A 23,063-nucleotide genomic window follows, 5' to 3' on the forward strand; every position below is an offset into this window, starting at 1 on the left:
CCGAACTGCTGCATAGTGGCGAAGAGCCATCCACCTGTCGAGCTTGATAAAATCGTAATGAAGGAAGCCGCATGAAGAACTGGGCCGATTGCACGAGCGGGGAGTTTTCCGGCCTTGATCCGGAACATGCCATCGCGATCCTGCCGCTGGCGGCCATCGAGCAGCATGGCCCGCATCTTCCAGTCGGCACCGACACCCATATTGCCGATGATCTTCTTGCCGCCCTCGCCCGTGCCCTGCCCGACGACAACGGGCTTTACCGGCTGCCGACGCAGGCCGTCGGCGTTTCCACCGAGCACCTCGCCTTTCCTGGAACGCTGACGCTTTCGCCGCAGGTCGCCATCAGCGCCTGGACCGAAATCGGCGCCTCGGTGGCGCGTGCCGGCATCCGCAAGCTCGTGCTTTTCAATGCGCACGGCGGCAATTCCGCCGTCATCGATCTCGTCGCGCGCGAACTGCGCGCGCATCACGGCATGCTGGCGGTCACCGTTCACTGGGCGCGCTTCGGCTATCCGGAAGAGCTGTTGGATGCCGAGGAGCAGCGCTTCGGTATCCATGCGGGCACCGCCGAGACAGCCTTGATGCTCCAGAACCGACCGGACACCGTGAAGGCTGGCGAGGTGGCGCTGTTCCGCTCTCTCGGCAGCGACATGGCGGCCGAGGCGCGCTGGTTTTCGACCGACCGCCCCGCCGGCTTCGGCTGGATGGTGCAGGATCTGAACGCCGCCGGCGCCGTTGGCGACGCAGCGCGGGCGACGGCCGGCATGGGCGAACAACTCATGGCTCACGCTGTGAGCGGCCTGACCGAACTCATCGAGGAAATACGCAAGTTCCCACTGTCGCGGCTGAAGGAGGGACCGTCGGACTCGAGATAGCGGCTTCTTGGCAAAATTTGCCAAAGTCGCTACATTGTCGATATGAGCACCATGAACATTTCTCTGCCGGAGGCCCTCAAGGCATTTGTCGACGAGCAGGTTGCCGGTCGAGGCTATGGCACGAGCAGCGAGTATGTCCGCGAATTGATCCGGCGGGATCAGGATCGCCAAAAACTGCGAAGCCTCTTGTTGCAGGGCGCCTCTTCGCCGCCCACGGCTCCAGTTGATGATGCTTTCTTCCAGTCGCTTCGTGCCCGTGTCGGCAGCCGCTGAAGGCGATGTCGGTTAAGCATGTTGTTCCGCGCGAGCTTGCACGACAGGACATAGAGCAAGCCGTTGATTATTACGCCCGCGAGGTCGGACCGGAAATCGCGCTGGGTTTTGTGAGAGATCTGGAACAGGCTTTCTTGTTCTTGGCCGAGAACCCTGCCAGCGGCTCGCCCCGGTACGGCTTCGAACTTGACATCGACGAGTTGCGAGGTTGGCCCCTCAAGCGACACCCTTATCTAATTTTCTATATGGACCGCGAAGATCACGTGGATGTCTGGCGGATTCTTCATGCTCAACGTGACCTGCCCCAATGGCTGCGTGCACCAGCATCATAGCGTGAAATGCTGGCAGACAAGCAAAGCCATGCCCTCGTCAGGGGAACTGCGCCCGTCCCACGTCACTGCCGAGCCTCGGCATGCGCCGGGTCATGCGGCGCGACAGGACTTCCGAAAGGATCAGCGCGGTCAGTGAAATGGCGACCGCCACCACCACCAGCCGCGCCGCGCTGGCATCGCCCCCTGGCACCTGCGTGAAACTATAGATCGCGGTCGGCAGCGTGCGCGTCTCGCCGGGAATGTTCGAGACGAAGGTGATGGTGGCGCCGAATTCACCCAGCGCCTTGGCGAAGGCGAGGACCGCGCCGGCGAGGATGCCGGGAAAGGAAAGCGGCACCGTCACCCGCAAGAAGGTCTCGATGGGCCCCCGTCCCAGCGTGCGTGCGGCCTTCTCCAGCCGCGGGTCCACCGCTTCGATGGAAAGCCGCATGGCCCGCACCATGAGTGGAAAGCCCATGACGGCGGCCGCCAGGGCAGCGCCGGTCCAGCGGAACGAGAAGACGAGCCCGAAGGTCTGCTCCAGAAACGCGCCCGCCGGTCCGCGGCGTCCGAAAGTGATCAGGAGGAGATAGCCCGTCACCACCGGTGGCAGCACCAGCGGCAGATGCACGAAGCCGTCGAGGAGGATCCGCCCGGGAAAGCGCCCGCGCGCGAGGATGAGGGCCGTGATCAGCGCGACGGGGAGGCTGAAGAGCGTCGCCACCGTCGCCACCCGAAGGCTCAGGAGGATTGCGTCGATTTCGTCGGATGAGAAGGAAAACACGATGCCTCAGCTGGCCTCGTCTTTCGCCAGCACTGTAAATCCTTCATCCTCAAAGCGCGTCCGTGCCTCACCGCCGCCGAGATAGTCCAGAAAGGCCCGCGCCTGCTCATGGCTGGACGACGATAGCACCGCAGCCGGATAGATGATGGCGGGGTGGCTTCCCGCCGGGAAGGCGCCGATGACCTTCACCTCCGGTTCGGCCCGGGCGTCGGTGGCATAGACGATGCCGAAGGGCGCCTCGCCCCGCGCGACCAGAGCCAGCGCGGCTCGCACGTTCTCCGCCTGCGCGAGTTTCGGTTCCACGTCTGCCCAGACACCAAGGGAAGTGAGGGCGGCCTTGCCGTATCGTCCTGCCGGCACGGCCTCGACATCGGCCATGGCGAGGCGGCCGTCGCCTAGCATCCGCCCAAGCGGGAAGCCCTGCGTAATGTCCACCGGCTTTCCATCATAGCCGGGGGCCGCCACCAGGACCAACCGGTTGCCGAGGAGGTTGAGACGTGTCCCCTTTGCGACCAGCCCCTTGCCATCCACATCATCCATCCAGGGAATATCCGCCGAGATGAAGATATCGGCCGGCGCGCCCTGATCGATCTGCTTGGCGAGAGCGGAAGATCCCGCATAGCTCACCGACACCTGGTGGCCGGTCGCTTTGGTCCAGTCGGTCGCCGCATGGTCGAGCGCGTTCTTCAGGCTCGCGGCAGCGAAGATCACCAGGGGCTTTTCCTCGGAGAAGGCGGAGGATGGAAGAAGCGCAGCGGCCAGCACTGCGAAAGCGAGCGCGAGACGTGAGAAACGAGAGATCATGGCTAAGCTCCGGCGCGGAAGGAAAATCCGCGCGATGATGGTCCGGTGATGAAAAACCACCGGCCGTGCATCCATCGAAGCCACGACCGTCGGAAAAGACCCGCCCTCAGCGGCGGACCGCCGAAGCGATCGACGGTACGGAGGATTTTGAAGCAAAGCCCGAGGCGACGCAATGCCTGCGCCCGGTGGCGCGGGCGGAAAACAGCGCCGGTTGTTCGCTTCTGAATCAAAACCTCAGGCATTTGACTCAAGAGGTGAACCCCTTGAATCAGAACATGAGGAGAGATCGAAAGAAATTCCGGATCAGGGCCTTAGCCTCGCATCCGGAATCAGATCATGACCTTGTCGGATCCCCGGTCAGCTTGCCTCGCGCTGCTCTGCCAGGGCACCGGCCGCCGTTGCTTCCAGATGGGCCACCAGTTCCGGCGCCAGCCCGAACCGCTGGCCGAGGCGTTCCATGTAGGCCTTCTCGATATCGGTATCCAGATCCACCGTGAGACGGGCGGCCAGCCAGGCTTCCGCGGCGAGTTCCGGACTGTCGACCTCGGCGACGAGACGATCGAGGTCGTCGGGCTGACCGAGGATTTCGAAAAGGAAGGCGTCATTGTCGTCGGACATGCCGCTGCGCGAGAGAGCCTCGCGGATGTGGGATGTCTCCTGCGCGTCGATGCGGCCATCCGACCGCGCCGCCGCGATCATCGACCGCACGAGGATTTCACTGGTGCGCTGGGCATGAGAGGGATCGGCCAGCACGCCGAAGGTGGTGCTTGATGGTGGCGGCAGCACATCCTGCGGCGCCGGGGCATTCGAAGGCGCCGCCGGCCGGTTGGCCTGCCAATCGGAATAGGCCTTATAGGCCAGTCCGCCGAGCACGGCGAGGCCGCCGTACTTCAGCGCGGTCGTGCCGATCTTGCGGCCGGATTTGGAGCCCAGCAGAACCGCCGCGAGACCGCCGACCAGTGCACCGCTGCCCATGCCGCCCATATTGGCGAGATTGCCGAGCCCACCGCCGCTCTTGCCGTACTGCCCCTTCGCCAGGTCCTGGACGCGGCGTGAAATATCGAGGCTGCCGGAGCTGGCCGGACCGCGCGACGTGTTGGCCATGCCCTGCTTGCCGCTCAGAAGCTGATCAAGAAGTTTCGCCGCATCAAACATGCCTGTCCCCTGTGTCAAAAATCTCACACCAGCTAGATGGGGGTCAAAGACGGCGGAACCAAGACGCCGCTCGTTCACGGGCACGTCAGGCGGCTCATCACGGAACGGTGAATTTCTTCGGGCAAGGGGTTGCTCCCACGCGCTGAATGGCGTGAGTGTGCACCTGAAACACTCACCTTTCTGGATATTTCCCTATGGATATGCAGTACTGGCTTTCCGCCGAAGCCCTCTGGGCGCTCGGTCAGGTCATCATGATCGACCTTGTTCTGGCGGCCGACAATGCCATCGTCATCGGTCTCGCCGCGGCTGGCCTCCCCAAGGAGCAGAGGGGCAAGGCCATCCTGGTCGGCATCGCCGCCGCAACCGTTCTGCGCATCATCTTTGCCGTCACGGTCACCTATCTGCTCGCCATCATCGGGCTGCTGCTGGCCGGTGGCGTGCTGCTGCTCTGGGTGTGCTGGAAAATGTATCGCGAGCTTCGCGAAAACCATGGTGAGCACGAGGACGCCGAAGAAGCCCTGGCGAATGCCGATCTCAACGCTGATGGCTCCGTGACCAGCGGGCGTGTGAAGAAGACCTTCGCGCAGGCCGCGACCCAGATCGTGGTTGCCGACGTGTCCATGTCGCTCGACAATGTGCTCGCCGTCGCGGGCGCCTCGCGCGACCATCCGGAGATCCTCGTCATCGGTCTGGCCTTCTCCGTGGTGCTGATGGGCGTCGCGGCATCCTTCATCGCCCGCCTTCTCAACAAGTATCGCTGGATCGCCTGGGTGGGCCTCCTCATCATCCTCTATGTGGCGCTCAAGATGATCTATGAAGGCGGCCTCGACGTCTGGACTAAACTCGGCACGGGCGCCTGACATTTACGGCTCGTCGGAATATATCCGGCGGGCCTTTGTCTCGGATCATGCGCACAGGAGGACGGCATGTTTGGCCTCATTAACAAGATCACGGCAAAGCCTGACAGTCGTGATCGCCTGATCCAGCTCATGCTGCAGGGCTCCGGCGATATGCCGGGATGCCTCTCCTACATCGTCGCGGCCGATGCCAAGGACCCCGACACCATCTGGGTCACCGAGGTCTGGGACAGCCCGGAAAGCCACAAGGCCTCGCTTGAATTCCCAGAGGTGAAACAGGCCATCGGCTCAGCCATGCCGCTGATCGCCGGCTTTGAAAGCGTCGCCACCACCACGCCGCGCGGGGGCACCGGCCTCTAGGCAGAAACAGGCCCTCTTCTGGCCCGGCTTGCAGCAGGCCCGCCTCTGTGCTGCAACGCCCCTGTTCCACACACCTTGCGGATTTGAGGAACAGGACATGGCACTAGGAATGGCAATCGGCGTTGGCCTTGGCGCCGCCGTGGGAGCTGCGGTTTTTGACAACGCAGCCATTGGCATAGCCTTGGGAATTGCGCTTGGCGCAGCGGTGGGGACGGCAGCTTCACGGCGCTCGCGCCCCGAGGACGAAACCAGAGAATGACGGCGAAAGCCGTTTCAGCGCGCGGGCGAGCTTACGACATCCTGCCTTCCGGGGCCCGCATCGCCATCAACTCAAGATAGCGGCGCGCCCCGAGGCCGAGGGGGCGGTCCACGGGCCAGACGACATCGACCCAGAGGCTTACCTCATTGGTCATATTAATGAGATTGAGCTTCACCAGCGCGCTCTGGCGGAACAGCGGATCCACCAGCCCTTCCGGCAAGAAGGCCCAGCCGAGGCCTGCCTGCACGAGGCCCAGCGTGACGAGATGGCTGTCGGTGCGCCACAGCCGGCGCGACAACACGAGACGCGGGTCGATGTGCCCGCCCCCGCGACCTGCCACCGCCACCTGCCGCTGATCGATGAGATCCTCCGCCCGCAGCGAACGGGAGGAAGCCAGCGGATGGTCGCATGAAGCCACCGCGACCAAGGTCTCCCGCCCGATTTCCTGAAACCCCTCGCGGTCGTTCATGGCCGGACGCTCGAACACGATGGCAAGATCGGCCGCTCCCGCGTAAAGCAGCGCCAGCGCATCCTCCTGGGGCGCGGAACGCACTTCCACTTCCAGAAGCGGAAATTCCTCACCCAGGAGGGCCAGCGCCGAGGTCCAGCGCGCGGCGGACAGCTCTGGCGTGATCGCCAGCGTCAACCGTCGCTCCAGGCCTTCGCTCAGGGACAGCGCCTGCGCGCTGAGTTTCGCAACTTGCGCCGCCACCAGCCGCGCCTGAGGTTCCAGCGCCCGCGCCGCCGGCGTGGGACGCGGCTCGCGGCCCCGGCGATCGAACAGCGCCACATCCAGTTCCGCCTCCAGCCCCGCGATGGCCATGCTGACGGCTGAAGGCACGCGGCCGAGATGGCGTGCGGCGGCGGAGAACGAGCCATGGTCCAGTACGGCCAGAAACACATGAACACTGTCGCTGGTGAAGGCCATCTGTCTTTCAGAAAAACTGATAGAAGCTGACTTTACCTATCACACGGGAGGCGCTAGCTCCACGGCCAAGGAGATAATCATGTCGCCTATGACACGACGCCTCGTCTATGTGACGCTTTACGAATTGATCGCCGTTCTCATGACCACCGGAGCTTTGGCAGCGGTTGGCCATGACCCGCACGAGGCCGGCCTCTTCGCCGTCCTTGCCTCGGCTGTCGCCCTCACCTGGAACCTCGCCTACACCAGCGCCTTCGAATGGTGGGAGGCCCGGCAGGTGAAGCGCGGCCGGAGCCTGGCCCGCCGGGTGGCCCATGCCATCGGCTTTGAAGCGGGGCTTGTGATCGTCCTGGTGCCCCTGCTCGCGTGGAGCGTCGGTGTGACGCTGCTGGAGGCCCTGGTGCTCGACGCGGGACTGATCGTCTTCTTCCTGGTCTATACCTTTGTCTTCAATCTGGCCTTCGATCGTGTCTTCGGCCTGCCCGCCTCGGCCCGGGCCGAAGCCGGCTGCTGAGGCATCCTGGTCGGCCTCCTCATGCCGGCTCCCAGAACTCCCGTGCCTTCGGCGGCAGTTTGGAGAGCGCGAGGTCAAAGGCGAGCGGATCGACGTGACGGCGTAGAACCGACGCCATCACGGCGATGGCGTTATCAGGCGAAAAGTCATGGTTCTTGCGAAAGTCCTGCACTTCTCGTCCCAAACTCTCGCGGCTGAAAAACTCTCGCCGCGGTTCGTGGATGTCCCAATCCATGACGAAGATGGCGCGCAGCACCGCCGGAAGCGCCGCCGCGAAGACCAGGGCTTCATCAACAGTCAGACGCCGCCGGAACACGCGCAGCACTGATTCCACTGTCTGGTAGGTCTGGTGTGATGTTCCATGGCCCAGCGCCACCCGCATATCATCGAGAAAGCGGTCGAACACCTGCGAGGCGTGGGCGTATTCTTGCGGAACAGTCATAGTGCCGTTTGGCAACAGAGCAGGGCTGAAATGGTGCCGCTCGCGTTCAACAGGCGTCCGCGGAGGATCTTCTAGGCCACCCGCCGGGCGCCATCTCGCTTCAGCATATCAACCAATTGCCGCGCGCTGCGGGTTGCGTCCTGCGGAGAGCTGAAAACCCGGCCCTCAAGCGGCAGGACACGTGGGTCGGCCGCATGAAACAGGTAATGAGATTTTTCGCGGGTAACGAGGCCAACGGCCGTTCCGCTGATTTCGATGATGCGTGCGTCAGTCATTTTCCCGAGCCCTTGATGTCAGACCCCGACCGCAAACGCGGGACCGGTCTTTCCGTTCCACGGGGTGTCTCGTTTCGGCGCGGACCATGCCGAACCGATGCGACAGCCGTAAGACAGTTGCGTTCCGGTCTTTTTGCACATCATTTCCCCTCTAAACCCAGGCTTCCTTGAAGCTGCGCCCTGTGGCTTGAGCCACTTATATGCAGAGCCCGGCGCACCGAACCATAACTCAACCGTGATCGGATACAGCCGACGCGAATCCTATGCGGATCTGCTCTGCCGGGGGCTTATAGCTTGAAACACAGATGAAACAAAGATGGGTTGCATATCTTTTTTGCGTTCAACCGAACCGCCCCTAACGCTCATAAAATTCTCTCCAGAGTCAGGGCGTTGGCCGCTCTATCCGTTCAACAGACGACAATCGGCACAATTCCTCACATGACGGAGTCTGTTTCAAACACGTATCAGCAGGAGCCTGAAGGAAAAGGAGGCGCAAGGAAGCCGCTGGTCGGTCTCCCGGCCAGCGGCGATCGAAGCGTCACCTCTCACTGCCGCGGCAGTGCATAGGCGATGACATAGTCGCCCGCCTTTGTGCCCAGAGAACCATGGCCGCCAGCCACCACAAGGAGGTACTGGCGTCCGTCGGAACCGGTATAGGTCATGGGTGTCGCCTGGCCGCCCGCCGGAAGACGCGCCTTCCAGAGCTCCTCGCCGGTGGTCACATCATAGCCGCGCACGTAATAGTCGATCGTGCCGGACAGGAAGGCGACCCCGCCCTTGGTGACGATAGGGCCGCCGAGGTTCGGGACACCCATGGCGAAGGGCAGCGGCAGCGGTGAGGCATCCCGCACCGTTCCGTTCTTGTGCTTCCACAGGATCTCGCCCGTGGTCAGGTCGGCGCCGGCCACGAAACCCCATGGCGGCTCCTGGCACGGCAGACCCAGCACCGAGGTGAAGGCGTAGAGCTTAGCGGCGAACGGCGCGCCGAAGTTCTCGTTGAGCGCGGGCAGGCTGCCCTCCGGCCGCTGGTCGCCCTGCACATAAAGGGTCGTATCGTCCTCGCGCCACACGAGCTGCGACACGAAGGCGAGATAGGTCGGAGTGGTGAAGGCAATCTGCCGTTCCGGATCAACCGCGACGGAGCCCCAGTTGAAGACGCCGAAATTGCCGGGATAGACCAGCGATCCCTGCTCCGACGGCGGCGTGTAGCGGCCCTCGTAACGCAGCGAGCCGAATTGGATGCGGCAGGCCATCTGATCGAACATGGTGGCCCCCCACATGTCCGCGCCCGTCAGCGGCGGCGGATCGTAGGAGATTTCGGACACCGGCTGGGTGGGCGCTGTCCGGTCGCCTTCCGCCGCACCTTGCGGCGCCGGTTTCTCAGTCACCGGAAGGATCGGCTGTCCCGTACGGCGGTCGAGCACATAGAGCTCGCCCTGCTTGGTGGGCTGCACCAGCGCCGGCACGGTTTGCCCGTCAACCGTAAGATTGATCAGGCTGGGTTGAGACGGCACGTCGTAGTCCCACAGGTCGTGGTGAACCGTCTGGAACACCCAGCGCACACGGCCCGTGGCAAGATCGAGCGCCACCACCGAGGAGGAAAAGCGGCCGACCGCTTCGCTGCGCTTGCCGCCCCACTGATCGGGCGGCTGGTTGCCCATGGGCACATAGACCATGCCCAATTCTTCATCCACGCTGGAGATCGACCAGCTGTTGGGCGAATTCGGCGTATAGGTCTGCCCTTCGGCAATGGGCGCGGTCTGGTCGGGATTGCCTGAGTCCCAGTTCCAGACGAGCTGTCCGGTGTTGACGTCATAGGCCCGGATCACGCCCGATTGCTCATCGACCGAGACATTGTCGAGCACCGTGCCGCCAACGATGATGAGGTTCTGCGTCACCACGACGGGCGACGTGGAGTAATAAGCGCCCGGCTTCACATTGGGCATGTTCTGCCACAGGTTGATCTGGCCGGTGCCGTTGCCGAAACTCGCGCAGACATGGCCCGTGCCCGGGTCAAGCGCGATGACGCGCCCATCCGCGGTGGGCATGAAGAGCTTGGAGGGGCAGGCATCGACGGTCTCGGCATTCTGCGCCGCGACGGGAAGTGCCGGAGCGTCTGGCGAGACCGGCGGGGTGGGCGTGGCTTCAGCCGGCGCCTGCGCGGACTGTTGATCGGCCGGTGCGGGTGTCGATGCTGGCGGCGTCGGTGCGGCCACTGTTGCGTCGGACCCGGCATGATAGGAAAGCCCCCGGCAGGTCAGATGCTGCAGGGCGAGATCGCCCTCGACCTTCGGATCATAACGCCAGATCTCCTTGCCCGTACTCGCTTCCAGCGCGATGACGAACTGGTGCGGCGTGCAGAGAAACAGCCGGTCGCCGATCTTCAGCGGTGTCACCTGGAAGGTGGTTTCAACGGGATCACCCGGCTGCCCGCGCATGTCGCCGGTGCGATAGGTCCAGGCGACTTCAAGATCCGACACGTTTTCCGGTGTGATCTGTTCGAGGGGTGAGTAGCGCTGGCCATAGGCGGTGCGGCCATAGGCGTGCCACTCACCGGCGGGAACACCTAAAGCATCGCCCGGGAGCTGCGCCCGCGCGTCAGGCAATTCACCCTCGATACGGGTGGGATCATTGAAAAGCGAAATGGCGCCGACCAGCAGCGCGATAAGGAGCGAGGCCGTGAGCGCGAGCCCCTGCCCCTTGAAGGCGGAAACCGGCCGCGACTCTCCCACCCTGGCGTAGCGCGAATGGCGTCCGAGCCTTTTCGTGATGAAAGGCATGAGGAGAAGGAGACCGAGAAGGAAGATGACGTCGCCGCGGGCCGCCAGCGGCCACCAGACGAGCCCTGCCTCCCACACCGCCCAGGCGAGCGTGCCAAGCACGATGGCGGCATAGACACCGAGCGCCCAGGGACTGCGTTGGATGAGGAGCCAGGCGGTGAGAAGGAATGCCAGACCGGCGATGAGGTAGTACCACGACCCGCCGAGAACGATCAGCCAGATGCCACCAATGACGAGCGCAAGGCCCATGAGCGCGATGATCGCCCCCACGACGATGAGAAGTGGGCTTCGCCTGATGCCATCCATGATTCCACCTTTGAGAAAGCTTTCCGCAGCTTCTCAAACGCACGAACCGCCCCATGGTTGCCTGAAAAAAGCCTCGAAGCGGACACCGGCCTTGCGTGGATGGTCTTTCCGGCTGTTCGTCAAGCCGATGCTTGCCAGTTCATGATCTCGCCCATGAACATGGCGACCGTCAGCGCTCCCAGATAGGATGTCACGCCGGTGCCCACATCCAGCGTCGGGTTGACCTCGACAAGATCAAAGCCCGCCACTTTGAATTGCGCCGCGATATGGCCCAGAGCGCCGCGCATGGCGGCGAAGGAAAATCCCTCCGGTTCGGCGGACACGCATCCCGGCACCAGCGGGGCATCATAGGCGTCGATGTCGATGCTGACATAGACCGAGGCACCCTCCGGTATATGGCCGAAGGTCACGTCGAGCCGCTGGGCCTTGAACTGGTCCATGGTGACGATCCGGCTGCCGTCAGCCTTGGCCTTGAAGAAGTCGTCGGGATTGGTGCGGAAGCTGCGGATGCCGACCTGGGTGAGGCTCGCCACATGCGTGAGTTCATTGATCTGCCGGAAACCCTGACCGTTGCCGTAGCGGAACTCCGGATCATAGATGCCATAGTCGATATGCGCGTCGAACTGGATGACGTGGATATCCTCGCCCTGAAAGCCGCGCACCGCCGGGAAGCTGACGGCGTGGTCGCCTCCGAGCATGACGGGCACCGCGCCATGCTCTCGGATCGCAGCCACCATGCACGTGAGATTGTCGAACGTCCGGCCGGGGCTGGTGGGCACCACATCGACATCGCCCACATCGGCGATCAGACCACGGCGGACGGCATCGGCGAGGTAGACCCGTCCGGACGAGGGATCGAACAGCCCGTTGGGGCTGAAGCGCAGGGAATGCTCGCGGATCGAGCGTGGTCCGAACCGCGAGCCCGGCAGGAAGGGCGAGCCCTCGTCGAAGGGAACGCCGAACACGGCAAAATCGGCCTTGAGCATATCAAGATCGGCGCAGTAATCGCTGCGCAGGAACGTGGGTATCCCGACGTAGCCGCGGTTGAGCCGTGACGTGTCGCCGATCATCCGCATGACGCTCTCCCTCAATGCTGAATGGTGCCGAGCAGGCTGCGCAACCGCTCGGTCTTCGGAGCGCTCAGCACGTCTCTTGGATCCCCTGTCTCCACGATCTCGCCGCCATCCATGAAGACGAGGCGGCTGCCGAAGGTGCGGATGAAGCCCATCTCATGTGTGACGCACAGCATGGTCATGCCCTCGGCCACGAGGTCCTGCAGCACCTTGAGCACGTCGAGCACCAGTTCCGGGTCCAGCGCCGAGGTCGGCTCGTCAAGAAGCATCAGCTCCGGCTTCATCACCAGCGCCCTCGCGATGGAGACGCGCTGCTGCTGCCCCCCGGAGAGTTCACTGGGGTGGGACGCGGTCTTGTCGCCCAGCCCGAGCTTGACCAGCATCTCGGCTGCGGTCTCGCGCGCCTCGGCCCAGCTCTTCTTGCGCACCCGCACCAGCGGCAGGGCCACATTGTCCAGGGCGGTCTTGTTGGACCACAGGTTGAACTGCTGGAACACGAAGCCGATCCGGGCACGCAGGTCGATCAGTTCCCGCTCGGTCTGGTGCCGCCAGCCGCTGCCATGAGGCACACGGCCGATGAACTCGCCGTGGAGGTTCACCGTGCCGCCGTCGATGGTCTCGAGGCCATTGATGCAGCGCAGGAGCGAGCTTTTACCGCAGCCGCTGCGGCCGATGATGCCGATGACGTCGCCGGCATGGACGTCGAGGCTGACGCCTTTGAGCACCTGGACGTCGCCGTAGCTCTTGGAGAGGTTTTCGATGGCAAGGAGGGGCGTGGCCATGTCAGGGCCTCGCTTCCAGGGTGAGGTATTTGCTCGCGACCGGGCTGCGCGCGGCAGCCGCCAGTTCGGCACTGCCGACCCGGCATTCCGCTATCCGGAACAGCCGCACCAGCACCGCTGTGAAGATCCAGTAGAGCGCGGCGATGGCGAAGAAGACCTCGAAGGGCGCGAAGGTCATGCCCTGCACGATGATGCCCTGGTAGGTCAGCTCGGCCACCGTGATGGTCGAGAGGATCGAGCTTTCCTTCACCGTCATGGTGGTGATGCCGGCCATGGGCGGCAGCGCGAACTTCCACATCTGCGGAACGATGATGTCGCGCAGGATCTGGCCGTAGGTGAAGCCCATGGCCCGCGCCGCCTCCACCTGGCCTCGCGGCACCGAGGCCATGGCGCCGCGGATGATCTCCGCGTAATAGGCCGAGGCGAAGAACGACAGCGCGATGGTGCCCGCCACCTGCTCCGGCAGGCGGATGCCGGAGAACGGCAGCCCATAGAAGAAGATGAAGAGCAGGATGATGAAAGGCACGTTGCGCAGCATCTCCACATAGGCGGAGGCCACCCCGCGCAGGAGGCGGAAGCGCGAGGTGCGAAGCAGCGCCACGGCAAAGGCGATCATGAAGCCGAGCACGATCGCGGCAAGAGAGACCTGAATGGTCATCCAGATGCCTGCCGCGAAATAAGGCCAATGATCGATGATGACTTGCGGGTCGATCATGCTCTCTCCCCCCTCACGTGCCGCGGCGGAGCGCGAAGCGCCGCTCGAGCCAGAGGCCGAACTGGCTGATGATGAGACACAGCCCCAGGAAGACAATGCCGGCCGCCACGAAGGTCTCGAAGGGGCGGAAGCTCGAGGAGCCGATCTGCTGCGCGGTGCGGAACACCTCCACCACGGTGATGACGGCGAGCAGCGCCGTGCCCTTGATGACGATGGTGCATTCGTTGACGATGGCCGGCAGCGAACGCATGTAGAGCTGCGGCAGCACCACCTTGAGCCAGATGGCGCGGGGCTTGAGCCCGAGCGATGCCGCGGCCTCGATCTGGCCGGGCGGAATGCTGGCGAGCGCGCCCCGGAAGATCTCGGTCATGAAGGCCGCGTTGTTGGCTGTGATGGCGAGGACGCCGGCCGTGACCGGCCCAAGGCGGATGCCGAGCGCGGGCAGCGCATAATAGGCCAGGAAGATCTGGACCAGCAGCGGCGTGCCCCTGATAAAGCTGATGTAGATGCTGATCGCGACGTTGACGGGCCGGATCTTGAGGGCGCGCACGATGGTGAGCACCGTGCCGAAAAACAGGGACAGGGCGATGGTGATGGCCGCCACCCTGATCGTCACGCCCGCCGCCGCGATCAGCGCGGGCAATGTCTCCAGCACGAATTCAAAACTAAACTGCATGACCTGATGTCCCTGATCGCTCGGGCCAGGAAGTGTGGGCGACCCTGGGGAAGGCCGCCCACGATATCCTGACGGTCAGAGGGCGCCTTCCGGCAGGTAACCTTCATCAGGCGTGTCCATCTTGAAGCCGAACCACTTCTCCTGGAGCTCACCCATCTTTCCGCTCTTGTTCAATTCGGAGAGGAAGTCGCTGACGAAATCGCGGAACGCACCATCCTCGGGACGTGCGGCCCAGGCCAGGTAGCTCTTCTGATCGTTGATGGGGCCGATCAGCTTGAACATGCCCTTGCGCTCCTGCACCAGCACCGCCAGCGCCGGGCCGGTCTGCAGCACCGCGTCGATGGACCCGTTGGCGAGCGCCACATAGGTTTCCGGATAGGTGGTGAAGAGCTTCAGCTCCGAAAACCCGGCCTTGCCCTTGTCCTTCATCTTCTTGTCGAAGGCCCGTGCCACCGGCTCGCTGGAGGACGCGATCTGCGTGCCGAGGATCTTACCCTCGAGGTCTTCCGGCGTCTTGATCTCGTCCGCATCACCCTCGCGGATCATGACCGTCTGCGCCGAGGCGGCGATCGGACGGGTGAAGGCATAGCGCTTGGCGCGCTCCGGATTGATGCCGACCGAGGTGACCACAAAGTCGAACTGGCCGGCGGTGAGGCCGGGCAACACACCCTGGAACGGCAGATCGAGCTGTTCCAGGGTCACTTCGCGGCCCACTTCCTTCGACAGGGCTGCCACGAGTTCGGTCAGGAGGTCCTTTCCGTAGCCGACGATCTTGCCGTCCTTGATAAATTCGAACGGCGGATAGTTGGCATCGGTGGCAACCGTGATCTTGCCGGTCTCCTTGATCTTGTCCATCAGCCCTTCGGCCTGGGAAGCCGCCGGAGCCGCCATGACTGCCGTGGCGAGAACGGCGGCTTTCGCAAGTGCACTGAGTTTCATTGTTGTTCTCCTCTGGAATTCAGTCTCAGGCAGTCACTTGAAATAATTTGCCCTTACCGCTGCTCCGATCAGGTTGAAGATCAGGCGGCCCGCGGCGATCACGGTGCGGCGGTTATGGTCGCGGTCAGGCGCGATCTCGACCACATCCATGCCGACCATGCGGCCCTTCTTCACCAGCCCATGGATCAGGGTCAGCATCTGCGGATAGAGCAGACCGCCGAAGGCAGGTCCGAGCACGGCGGGCATGACGGAGGGATCGAGACCGTCCGCATCCACCGTCAGGTAGTAGTTGCCGCCATCGGGGATGCGGGCGAGGATCGCGTCCATGCCCTGCTCATGCACCTCGCGGGCGGTGATGAGGTTGGCGCCATAGGCCTTGGCCGCCTCATACTCCGCGGTGCGCGCGCTGCCCGAGGCCCTGAGGCCGATCTGGAAGATGTCGCCGATGTGGTCCATTTCGGAGGCGCGGCGGATCGGGCTGGAGAGGCCTTCGCTGACGCCGTTGATTTCCTCGCGCCAGTCGAGATGCGCGTCGACCTGGATGAGCGTGATGGGCTTGTTCAGCTCCGCCAGCGCCTTGAAGATCGGGATCGGCGTCGAATGGTCGCCGCCAAGGACGATGGGAAGCGCGCCCGCTTTGATGATCTTGCGCACGGCAAGCTCGGCGTTCTTGAGATGCACCGTGGGATCGGAAGGGCTGCCGGCGGCATTGCCGCAGTCCACCATCTTGATGTCACGGCCATCGAGCAGCGGCCCGCCGATGTCGAAGTCATAATGGTCGAGGCCGCGCACGATGCGGTCGGTGGCGCGACGCAGTGCATCCGGGAACTTCGATTGCTCGCTGGACACAGCGAACTGATCGTAGGCCGCGCCATAGGGAATACCGAGGAAGGCGATATCGGCCTTCAGCGTGTCGAGATCCTCGCAGGCCTCCGAGAACAGAAGAGTGTTATGGGAGGGGGCAGTTTGCTGGGTAAGCACGTGAGACGTCCATTTGCTTGTCTGACCTGCAGCGAGCATGATCACCACAGCCCTGGCGGCCAATATATTTTTTCAACACGGAAGCCATGGCAAGCTCATCAATGACGCTGGTTCGGAAAAATTTCTTGATTTGTTTTTCCCTGATTACCGAGAAAATTAACCGCCACCCGCACCCCTGTAACGTCTCTTAAGGCCGGTTTTCCCAGTTGCAAAATAACCTCTTATGATGAAATAAATTCATTATACATGCCTAGTTATGCTGCAGTTGCTCAGTAATGCGGCGGTGCCGAACATGCAGACAAATCGTGACTTCGACCTGGCTGATCTTGAGGCCTTCATCTCGGTCTGCGAGACCGGCAGCATGACCGAGGCGGCCCGCAGGCTGAAGCTGACGGAATCGGCCGTTTCCCACATCATCCGCCGCATGGAGAAGCGGCTCAGCATCACGCTGTTCGACCGCTCGGCGCGTCCGCTCAAGCCCACCGTGCTGGGCGCGCAGCTCTTCAACCGCGGCCAGCGGTTGCTGCAGGACGCGACGGGCATCAATCAGGAACTCCGGGCCAAGGGCCGCGTGCGGCACTCCCACCTCGGCATCGGCATCATCGAGACGCTGGGCACCTGGTTCGCGGCGCAGCTCGTCCACGAGCTTGCCGCGAACGCGCGCAGCTGGACCGTCGTCACCGGCAGCAATACGGATCTTTGGACGCGTTTTTACGCGCGCGAGCTCTCCACGCTCATCGTGCTGGAAAATGACGAGCCCCGCCCGTCGGCGAGCAAGATCCCGCTGTTTCGCGAGTCGGTCGTCCTGATCACACCTCCATCGCTCAGCCACCTCAGCCTGCGCGAACTGGCTGAAAGCACGCCCTTCATCGGCGCCCATGGGGATTCCGGCTTTGGCCGGCTCACCTCGGCCTATCTCTCACGCCTCCGGCTCAATGCCGCGCCCGCCGTCACCTTCGGCATGCTGGAATCGGTGGTCCTCATGGTGGCGCGCGGATTTGGCTGGGCGCTGGTGCCCTCCCTCCTCCTTCTGCGCGACACGCCGGAGCGTCAGGACATCATCATCCGCCCCCTGGAAGCGCCCAGCGTCTACCGTCGCATCACGCTGGCTACGCGGCAATTCGAGCTTGGCGCCCTGCCCGAACTGATCGAGACCAGCGCCCACCAGGCGCTTGAAACACAGGTGCAGAAGACAAGATCACTGCACCCGGAAATATTCTCCAAGCTGAGCTTCCGTCAGGGCCACGACGACTTCGCGGAATGATGGCTGCCGCAGAGCTCCATAGTGCGTTGCCGGTGGTGGATTGCCGGTGAAGGCATCATATAGGTGCGAACGTCACCTCTTGGGCAGGCTCTCATGAAGAAGATCGGTTTTCTTTCCTTCGGGCACTGGTCGCCCTCGCCGCAGTCGGGCACGCGCTCGGCGGGTGACGCCCTGCTGCAGTCCATAGATCTTGCGGTGGCTGCCGAGGAGCTTGGCGCCGATGGCGCCTATTTCCGCGTCCATCATTTTGCCCGACAGCTTGCCTCGCCCTTTCCCTTGCTGGCCGCCGTCGGCGCAAGGACGAGCCGCATCGAGATCGGCACGGCTGTGATCGACATGCGCTATGAGAACCCTCTCTATATGGCCGAGGACGCCGGCGCCGCCGATCTCATCAGCGGCGGCCGCCTGCAACTGGGCCTCAGCCGTGGCTCGCCCGAGCAGGTGATCGATGGCTGGCGCTACTTCGGCTATGCGCCGGGAGAAGGCCAAAACGACGCCGACATGGGGCGCCGCCACGCCGAGGTTTTCCTTGATGTTCTTAGGGGTGAAGGCTTCGCCCAACCGAACCCACGCCCCATGTTCCCCAATCCGCCCGGCCTGCTCAGGCTTGAGCCCCATTCGGAGGGTCTGCGGGACCGCATCTGGTGGGGCTCCAGCTCCGACGCGACCGCCGTCTGGGCGGCAAAGCTTGGCATGAACCTGCAAAGCTCCACGCTGAAGAACGACGAGACGGGTGAGCCCTTCCACATCCAGCAGGCAAAGCAGATCCGCGCCTATCGCGAGGCCTGGAAGGACGCCGGGCACACGCGCGAGCCCCGTGTCTCCGTCTCACGCTCCCTCTTCGCGCTGGTCGATGATCGCGACCGCGCCTACTTCGGCCGCGGGGACAGCCAGGACCAGATCGGCTTCATTGACGAGAACACCCGCGCCATCTTCGGCCGTTCCTATGCCGCCGAACCGGACAAGCTGATCGAGGAGCTGAAGGCCGACGAGGCCGTGGCCGAGGCCGACACGCTGCTCCTGACGGTGCCGAACCAGCTCGGCGTCGACTACAACGCCCATGTCATCGAGGCGATCCTCAAACAGGTCGCGCCGGCGCTCGGCTGGCGCTGACCTCGCTTTCCTCCAAGAGCAGCGCGGTGAACAGCGGCATCAAGACCGTTAGCCCCCGTTTGTTGCCCTGCGAGAGGCTGAAAGGCATAGTGCCGGCATGCCGAAGAAGGATAGCCACGACGCCTATATAGCCGCCGCACCAGAGCAATTTCGCGCTCTGTTGGGCCAATTGCGTGCACAGCTGTCGCGAGCGCTGCCAGACGCCGAAGAAATCATAAAATACGATATGCCCGGCTTTCAGATCGAAAAGACGATAATCGCTGGCTACGCCGCCTTTAATAAACAGTGTGGTCTATATGTCGATCCGGAGGCGATTACCTCTTGTGCTGACGAGATTAAATCCTTGAAGCTCAAAGCAACCAAGACCGGCGTTACATTCTCGGTCAGCAGACCTATTACCGACGAACTGATCGAAAAACTTGCGATCAGTTCGCGCCGCAATAAAGGTTTCTAGAGACTGCCTTCGGCAACACGAAGCTCAGGCCCCGGCATCAAGCCCCATCTGCCAGAAGTCAGCCTCAAGACGGGCCGCCTTGCCGAACAGTGCTGCCAGCTCATCAAAGCGCCGCTCGGTCATGTTGCGGGAAGCGAGATCATCGAGCAGACACCGGGCATTGGCCGCGACACCCTGGTAACCCTCACCCGCATATTCGCCGATCCATTCGGCATAGGGGTGCGCGCCGAGCGCCGCGACGCCGGCGGGAGCCAGCTTCGCGCCGATCTCCGCATAACCGATGACGCAGGGCGCCAATGTGACATGGAGATCGAGCAGGTCGCCCGCCATGCCGCAATCAAGCACGAAGCGTGTATAGGCGACCGTCGCCTGGTGCTCCGGTGTCGCCTGCAACTCCTCAGGCGAGATGCCCCAGCGGCCGCAGAGCCGCACATGGAGGTCGGTCTCGTCGAGAATGGCGGCAAGCCCCGCCTGCGCCGCGCGGATGTCGGCGATGCTGCGGCTCTTGTAGGCGGCAAGAGCCCAGGCGCGGGCAAACTGGATCAGGAAGAGATAGTCCTGCACCAGATAGGTGCGGAAGGCGGCTTCCGGCAGCGTACCCTCCCCCAGCTGACGGACGAAGGCATGATCGACATAGGAGGACCAATCGGCCGAGGCCGCCGCCTTGAGGCGATCGAAAGTGTCCATGACTCAGTCCCGGCCCTCGAAAGTTGCGTCGAAGAAGGCAAGCTCCAGATCGACGGCTCGCAGGAAGAAATCGCGCGCCACCTCAGGCTCACTGGGTCCGACGCGATCGAGCTCTGACCGGAGAAAGCCGACGAAATCGCGAAAGAAGGGATTGTCGTGCAGCGTGATCCATTCGGCATGGACGAAGTTCCGCGGCAAGGGCTGCGGCGCCCGCGAGGCCCAGTCCAGGTAGAGCCATTCGGCGACGTTCAGGACAGCGAGGATGGCCGCGTAGGAACGCGTCGCCGCCGCCTCGCGCATGATGGCCTGAAAGCCCTTGGTGGGCTCAGCATCAGGCGTGCCGGCCCGCTGCTCCTCGCTGACGCCAAGCGCCTCGAAGGAACGCAGGAAATAGGTGTTCTCCTCGCCCGAGACCATGCCCACGAATTTGCCGAAGCGGATGCGCGCCGCGAAGGTGTCGGCCGTGGCGATGGCGCCGCCGAGCAGTGTCAGGAAGCTGTCGAGGAAGCGGTGGTCCTGGATGAGGTAGGCCGCCATGGCTTTATCAGAAATGCTGCCGTCGAAGAGCTCCTGCACGAAGCGATGCTCCACGGCCCTGGTCCATTTCGGCTCGCTGGCCTGCCGCAGGGTCTCACTGAAGCGCGTCGTCATGGGGCTGCCCTTTCAGAGTTGGCAGCGAAACCGCATGTTCTGGCTGAGGTGCGGCCTCGCGTGGGGACCGGCAAAGGCAGGTTTTGATCCCATCCCTTCGCCGGCATGATCCGGATCAGGTTCAAAGGGTCACCGCGCTGCCGATCAGGCCAGCGGAATCTCAACCCCTTGGCGGGGCTCCCCTTGGACGGACCTGTTGTAGGTCAGCGCGCGCGGGTTGTCACTTGGGGATGGAATAGCGGCGCGCGAAGGCAACGCAGGCCACCACGCCGACGGCGATCAGGAACATGAGCGGCGTGACCGGTTCCTGCAGCACAGCCGCCGCCAGCGCCAGGCCGAAGAGCGGCTGAAGGAGCTGGATCTGACCCACAGAGGCGGTCCCTCCCAGAGCAAGGCCGCGGTACCAGAAGACAAAGCCGATGAGCATGCTGAAGAGCGAGACATAGCCCAGGCTGATCCATGCTGGCAGGCTGACTTCGGCAAGTGACGGCGGCCAGTACAGCAGCGTCAGGCCGGCCATCAACGGCAACGACAGCACCAGTGCCCAGGAAATGACCTGCCAGCCGCCGAACCTGCGGGACAGCTTGGCGCCTTCCGCATAGGCCAGACCGCAGACCACCATGGCTGCAACCATGAGGCCGTCGCTGACCGGCGATGCGGAGACCCCCTGCGACAGGGCAAAGCCAACCACCAGGGCGCTCCCCAGCACCGAGAAGGCCCAGAACGCCGGCCTTGGTCGCTCTCCGCCCCTGATGACGGCGAAGATGGCCGTTGCCAGCGGCAACAGCCCGAGAAAGACAATGGAATGGGCTGATGAGACGTGCTGCAGGGCAAGCGCCGTCAGGAGCGGAAATCCGACCACGACGCCGAGAGCAACGACGGCCAGCGGCAGCAGATCGCTGCAGGATGGCCGGCGCTCCCTGAAACACAGGAGAAGGCTCAGCCCGAGAATGCCGGCGATGGTGGCGCGTGTGACCGTCAGGAAAACAGGATCGAGGCTTTGCACCGCGACCCTGGTGGCCGGCAGCGATCCGCTGAAGATGATGACCCCGATCAATCCATTGATCCAGCCGCTTGTCGCTCGTTCCATGGCACGCTCCTCTGCGGCCATTCTTATCCATTGGTTCTGATCGTCCGGCCAGCTACAGTCCGATACGGATGGAGCGAACTGTTATGGCCGCAGATACAATACAGATCGAGACGACAAGCCGGATCGGGCTGGTCATATCCACCATCAGGCAGCGCATTGCCGCCAGAAGCCTGGTCGCCGGATCCAAGCTCCCCTCCGTGCGCTCGCTGGCCGGATCATTGCAGGTCTCTGTCTCGACCGTGGTGGAGGCCTACAGCCGCCTTGCCGCGGAAGGGGCGATCATTTCCCGCCCCGGATCCGGCTTTTACGTTGCGCATCAGGTGGCGCCCATGACGCTGTCGGCTGTCGGCCCCAAGCTCGACCGCGCGATCGATCCCCTCTGGGTATCCCGGCAATCGCTGGAAGCGAACGACGCAACTCCCAAGCCGGGGTGCGGATGGCTGCCGCCCTGCTGGTTGCCGGAACGAAGCATGCGCAAGGCCTTGCGCACTGTGTCGCGCGGCAGCACTGAGCCGCTCTCCAACTACAGTTCGCCTCTCGGCCTGCCGCAACTGCGACAGCTCATCGGCAGAAGGCTCGGCGAACACGGCGTCGATGCTTCGCCCGATCAGATCATGCTGACGGAAAGCGGCACACAGGCGATCGACCTTCTATGCCGCTATCTGCTTGAGCCCGGCGACACGGTCCTGGTGGATGATCCCTGTTACTTCAACTTCCAGGCTCTGCTGCGCGCGCACCGGGTGAAGATGGTGGGGGTGCCCTATACGCCCAACGGCCCATCGGTCGAGGCTTTCGAGACGATCCTCGCCGACACCCGGCCGCGCCTCTACATCACCAACTCCGCGGTTCACAACCCGACCGGAGCAACGCTTTCCCCGGTTGTCGCACACAGGGTGCTCAAGCTCGCCGATCACCATGGGCTCGTCATCATCGAGGATGACATCTACGCCGATTTCGAGCACACGCCGGCTCCCCGCCTCGCCGGTTTCGACGGATTGAACCGGGTCGTTCAGATCGGAAGTTTTTCCAAGATACTCTCCGCATCGGCGCGCTGCGGCTTCATCGCCGCCAAACCTGAATGGATAGAGGGTCTTATCGAGCTCAAGATCGCAACGACCTTCGGCGGAGCGAGGCTGAGCGAGGAACTGGTGCATGCCGTTCTGAGCGACGGAAGCTTCCGCAGGCACACGGAGGTGCTACGCATCCGCCTGGACCAGGCACGGCGCGACACGGCCGCTCGGCTGCGCGACCTGGGTGTCGAGCCCTGGATCGAGCCAAAAGCGGGCATGTTTTTGTGGTGCCGCTTGCCGGACCGCGTGAACTCGGCCGACCTTGCGCGTGCCGCCCTTGAGCAAAATGTGGTGCTGGCACCCGGCAACGTCTTCAGCGTCTCACAGACCGCTGGCGCTTACATGCGGTTCAACGCTGCGCAGATGCAGGACGAGAGCGCCTTCGAGGTGCTTCGGGCGATGTTGTAGAAGATCCGGGCTTGGTGACGCACGGCCCAACACGGCGTGTGCTGCTGTGATTCTTGCTGGAAAAGGAAGGAATTCGTGGATGCTCGGCACAAGGGCGAGCGCGACAGGGTGTGGCCGACGCTCTTCGTTTCCGGCCCCTCTTTGCGTCACTGGCCAGCGTGACCGGTCTGAGTGGTGAGGTCACGTCTGGGTCGGGGTCATGCTGGTCCTTGTGGTGGGGTTTACGTCTTTTGCGGCGCG

General features: G+C 63.5%; 27 protein-coding genes and 1 riboswitch. Of the genes, 11 read left to right on the plus strand and 16 right to left on the minus strand.

Translation table 11 applies throughout. The features are described from left to right. Window positions 1-71 precede the first annotated feature (71 nt). The 3 genes from IEV58_RS16600 to IEV58_RS16610 are packed head-to-tail and all read left to right on the plus strand — an operon-like array spanning window position 72 to window position 1,480. Entirely contained in the window at window positions 72-875 is an 804-nt protein-coding gene (locus IEV58_RS16600; protein ID WP_188410939.1) for a creatininase family protein, read from the plus strand. 51 nt (window positions 876-926) lie between these two features. Next, window positions 927-1,148, plus strand: coding sequence for a type II toxin-antitoxin system ParD family antitoxin (locus IEV58_RS16605; RefSeq protein ID WP_229729547.1), 222 nt, complete (start codon window positions 927-929; stop codon window positions 1,146-1,148). A gap of 5 nt (window positions 1,149-1,153) precedes the next feature. Next, window positions 1,154-1,480, plus strand: coding sequence for a type II toxin-antitoxin system RelE/ParE family toxin (locus IEV58_RS16610; RefSeq protein WP_188410941.1), 327 nt, complete (start codon window positions 1,154-1,156; stop codon window positions 1,478-1,480). 37 nt (window positions 1,481-1,517) lie between these two features. Here the strand turns inward: IEV58_RS16610 and modB are convergent, their stop codons facing one another. From modB to IEV58_RS16625, 3 genes are all read right to left on the minus strand, one after another. After that, window positions 1,518-2,243, minus strand: coding sequence for a molybdate ABC transporter permease subunit (gene modB, locus IEV58_RS16615; RefSeq protein WP_188410942.1), 726 nt, complete (start codon window positions 2,241-2,243; stop codon window positions 1,518-1,520). A 6-nt stretch (window positions 2,244-2,249) separates the two neighbouring features. Next, complete coding sequence (gene modA / locus IEV58_RS16620; RefSeq protein ID WP_188410943.1) at window positions 2,250-3,047, minus strand: molybdate ABC transporter substrate-binding protein; 798 nt, start codon at window positions 3,045-3,047, stop codon at window positions 2,250-2,252. 357 nt (window positions 3,048-3,404) lie between these two features. Then, a complete protein-coding gene (locus tag IEV58_RS16625) occupies window positions 3,405-4,202 on the minus strand; it encodes a tellurite resistance TerB family protein (RefSeq protein ID WP_188410944.1) in 798 nt (265 codons plus the stop codon). Window positions 4,203-4,396: 194 nt separating this feature from the next. On the opposite strand from IEV58_RS16625, the gene IEV58_RS16630 reads away from it, so the two are divergent. The 3 genes from IEV58_RS16630 to IEV58_RS18480 all read left to right on the plus strand — a co-directional run bounded on the left by IEV58_RS16630 (window position 4,397) and on the right by IEV58_RS18480 (window position 5,678). Continuing rightward, window positions 4,397-5,062 carry a TerC family protein gene (locus IEV58_RS16630; protein WP_229729548.1) on the plus strand — a complete coding sequence of 222 codons (666 nt, stop codon included), beginning with the start codon at window positions 4,397-4,399 and terminating at the stop codon, window positions 5,060-5,062. Window positions 5,063-5,128: 66 nt separating this feature from the next. Next, entirely contained in the window at window positions 5,129-5,419 is a 291-nt protein-coding gene (locus IEV58_RS16635; RefSeq protein ID WP_188410945.1) for a putative quinol monooxygenase, read from the plus strand. 97 nt (window positions 5,420-5,516) lie between these two features. Further along, the gene (locus IEV58_RS18480; protein ID WP_503826560.1) at window positions 5,517-5,678 is read left to right on the plus strand and encodes a glycine zipper domain-containing protein; all 162 of its coding nucleotides are present in this window, start codon (window positions 5,517-5,519) and stop codon (window positions 5,676-5,678) included. 31 nt (window positions 5,679-5,709) lie between these two features. Here the strand turns inward: IEV58_RS18480 and IEV58_RS16640 are convergent, their stop codons facing one another. Beyond that, window positions 5,710-6,606: a LysR family transcriptional regulator gene (locus tag IEV58_RS16640; RefSeq protein WP_188410946.1), complete on the minus strand. Its 897-nt coding sequence runs from the start codon at window positions 6,604-6,606 to the stop codon at window positions 5,710-5,712. 79 nt (window positions 6,607-6,685) lie between these two features. Here IEV58_RS16640 and IEV58_RS16645 point away from each other — a divergent pair, with 79 nt between their 5' ends. After that, window positions 6,686-7,117, plus strand: coding sequence for a PACE efflux transporter (locus tag IEV58_RS16645; protein ID WP_188410947.1), 432 nt, complete (start codon window positions 6,686-6,688; stop codon window positions 7,115-7,117). A 19-nt stretch (window positions 7,118-7,136) separates the two neighbouring features. Here the strand turns inward: IEV58_RS16645 and IEV58_RS16650 are convergent, their stop codons facing one another. From IEV58_RS16650 to IEV58_RS16690, 9 genes are all read right to left on the minus strand, one after another. Further along, window positions 7,137-7,559, minus strand: a complete 423-nt coding sequence (locus IEV58_RS16650) for a DUF2267 domain-containing protein (protein ID WP_188410948.1) — start codon at window positions 7,557-7,559, stop codon at window positions 7,137-7,139. Between the two features lie 71 nt (window positions 7,560-7,630). Beyond that, complete coding sequence (locus IEV58_RS16655; protein ID WP_188410949.1) at window positions 7,631-7,834, minus strand: hypothetical protein; 204 nt, start codon at window positions 7,832-7,834, stop codon at window positions 7,631-7,633. 545 nt (window positions 7,835-8,379) lie between these two features. Beyond that, window positions 8,380-10,920: a glucose/quinate/shikimate family membrane-bound PQQ-dependent dehydrogenase gene (locus IEV58_RS16660; RefSeq protein WP_188410950.1), complete on the minus strand. Its 2,541-nt coding sequence runs from the start codon at window positions 10,918-10,920 to the stop codon at window positions 8,380-8,382. Between the two features lie 119 nt (window positions 10,921-11,039). Continuing rightward, window positions 11,040-11,996 (minus strand): arginase family protein, encoded by a 957-nt coding sequence (locus tag IEV58_RS16665; RefSeq protein ID WP_229729549.1) that lies wholly within the window; start codon window positions 11,994-11,996, stop codon window positions 11,040-11,042. An 11-nt stretch (window positions 11,997-12,007) separates the two neighbouring features. Continuing rightward, complete coding sequence (locus IEV58_RS16670) at window positions 12,008-12,775, minus strand: amino acid ABC transporter ATP-binding protein (RefSeq protein WP_188410951.1); 768 nt, start codon at window positions 12,773-12,775, stop codon at window positions 12,008-12,010. Between the two features lies 1 nt (window position 12,776). Then, entirely contained in the window at window positions 12,777-13,490 is a 714-nt protein-coding gene (locus IEV58_RS16675) for an amino acid ABC transporter permease (protein WP_188410952.1), read from the minus strand. 13 nt (window positions 13,491-13,503) lie between these two features. Then, a complete protein-coding gene (locus IEV58_RS16680; RefSeq protein WP_188410953.1) occupies window positions 13,504-14,166 on the minus strand; it encodes an amino acid ABC transporter permease in 663 nt (220 codons plus the stop codon). 75 nt (window positions 14,167-14,241) lie between these two features. Continuing rightward, entirely contained in the window at window positions 14,242-15,105 is an 864-nt protein-coding gene (locus IEV58_RS16685; RefSeq protein WP_229729550.1) for a transporter substrate-binding domain-containing protein, read from the minus strand. Between the two features lie 33 nt (window positions 15,106-15,138). Continuing rightward, window positions 15,139-16,086 carry an agmatinase gene (locus IEV58_RS16690; protein ID WP_229729551.1) on the minus strand — a complete coding sequence of 316 codons (948 nt, stop codon included), beginning with the start codon at window positions 16,084-16,086 and terminating at the stop codon, window positions 15,139-15,141. 292 nt (window positions 16,087-16,378) lie between these two features. Here IEV58_RS16690 and IEV58_RS16695 point away from each other — a divergent pair, with 292 nt between their 5' ends. From IEV58_RS16695 to IEV58_RS16705, 3 genes are all read left to right on the plus strand, one after another. After that, complete coding sequence (locus IEV58_RS16695) at window positions 16,379-17,350, plus strand: LysR family transcriptional regulator (protein ID WP_188410955.1); 972 nt, start codon at window positions 16,379-16,381, stop codon at window positions 17,348-17,350. Between the two features lie 93 nt (window positions 17,351-17,443). Then, window positions 17,444-18,463 carry an LLM class flavin-dependent oxidoreductase gene (locus IEV58_RS16700; RefSeq protein ID WP_188410956.1) on the plus strand — a complete coding sequence of 340 codons (1,020 nt, stop codon included), beginning with the start codon at window positions 17,444-17,446 and terminating at the stop codon, window positions 18,461-18,463. Window positions 18,464-18,560: 97 nt separating this feature from the next. Next, window positions 18,561-18,917, plus strand: coding sequence for an iron chaperone (locus IEV58_RS16705; protein ID WP_188410957.1), 357 nt, complete (start codon window positions 18,561-18,563; stop codon window positions 18,915-18,917). A 24-nt stretch (window positions 18,918-18,941) separates the two neighbouring features. Here IEV58_RS16705 and IEV58_RS16710 read toward each other — a convergent pair whose 3' ends face one another. The 3 genes from IEV58_RS16710 to IEV58_RS16720 all read right to left on the minus strand — a co-directional run bounded on the left by IEV58_RS16710 (window position 18,942) and on the right by IEV58_RS16720 (window position 21,345). Then, on the minus strand, window positions 18,942-19,604 hold the full coding sequence (locus IEV58_RS16710; protein ID WP_188410958.1) for a TenA family protein: 663 nt from the start codon (window positions 19,602-19,604) through the stop codon (window positions 18,942-18,944). Between the two features lie 3 nt (window positions 19,605-19,607). Next, entirely contained in the window at window positions 19,608-20,255 is a 648-nt protein-coding gene (locus tag IEV58_RS16715; protein ID WP_188410959.1) for a TenA family protein, read from the minus strand. A gap of 75 nt (window positions 20,256-20,330) precedes the next feature. Further along, window positions 20,331-20,449, minus strand: a riboswitch (TPP riboswitch). A 26-nt stretch (window positions 20,450-20,475) separates the two neighbouring features. After that, window positions 20,476-21,345 (minus strand): DMT family transporter, encoded by an 870-nt coding sequence (locus IEV58_RS16720; protein WP_188410960.1) that lies wholly within the window; start codon window positions 21,343-21,345, stop codon window positions 20,476-20,478. 83 nt (window positions 21,346-21,428) lie between these two features. On the opposite strand from IEV58_RS16720, the gene IEV58_RS16725 reads away from it, so the two are divergent. Continuing rightward, on the plus strand, window positions 21,429-22,823 hold the full coding sequence (locus IEV58_RS16725; protein ID WP_188410961.1) for an aminotransferase-like domain-containing protein: 1,395 nt from the start codon (window positions 21,429-21,431) through the stop codon (window positions 22,821-22,823). Window positions 22,824-23,063: the final 240 nt, after the last annotated feature.

It is taken from the genome of Agaricicola taiwanensis, assembly GCF_014635245.1.
Lineage (GTDB): Bacteria > Pseudomonadota > Alphaproteobacteria > Rhizobiales > Methylopilaceae > Agaricicola > Agaricicola taiwanensis.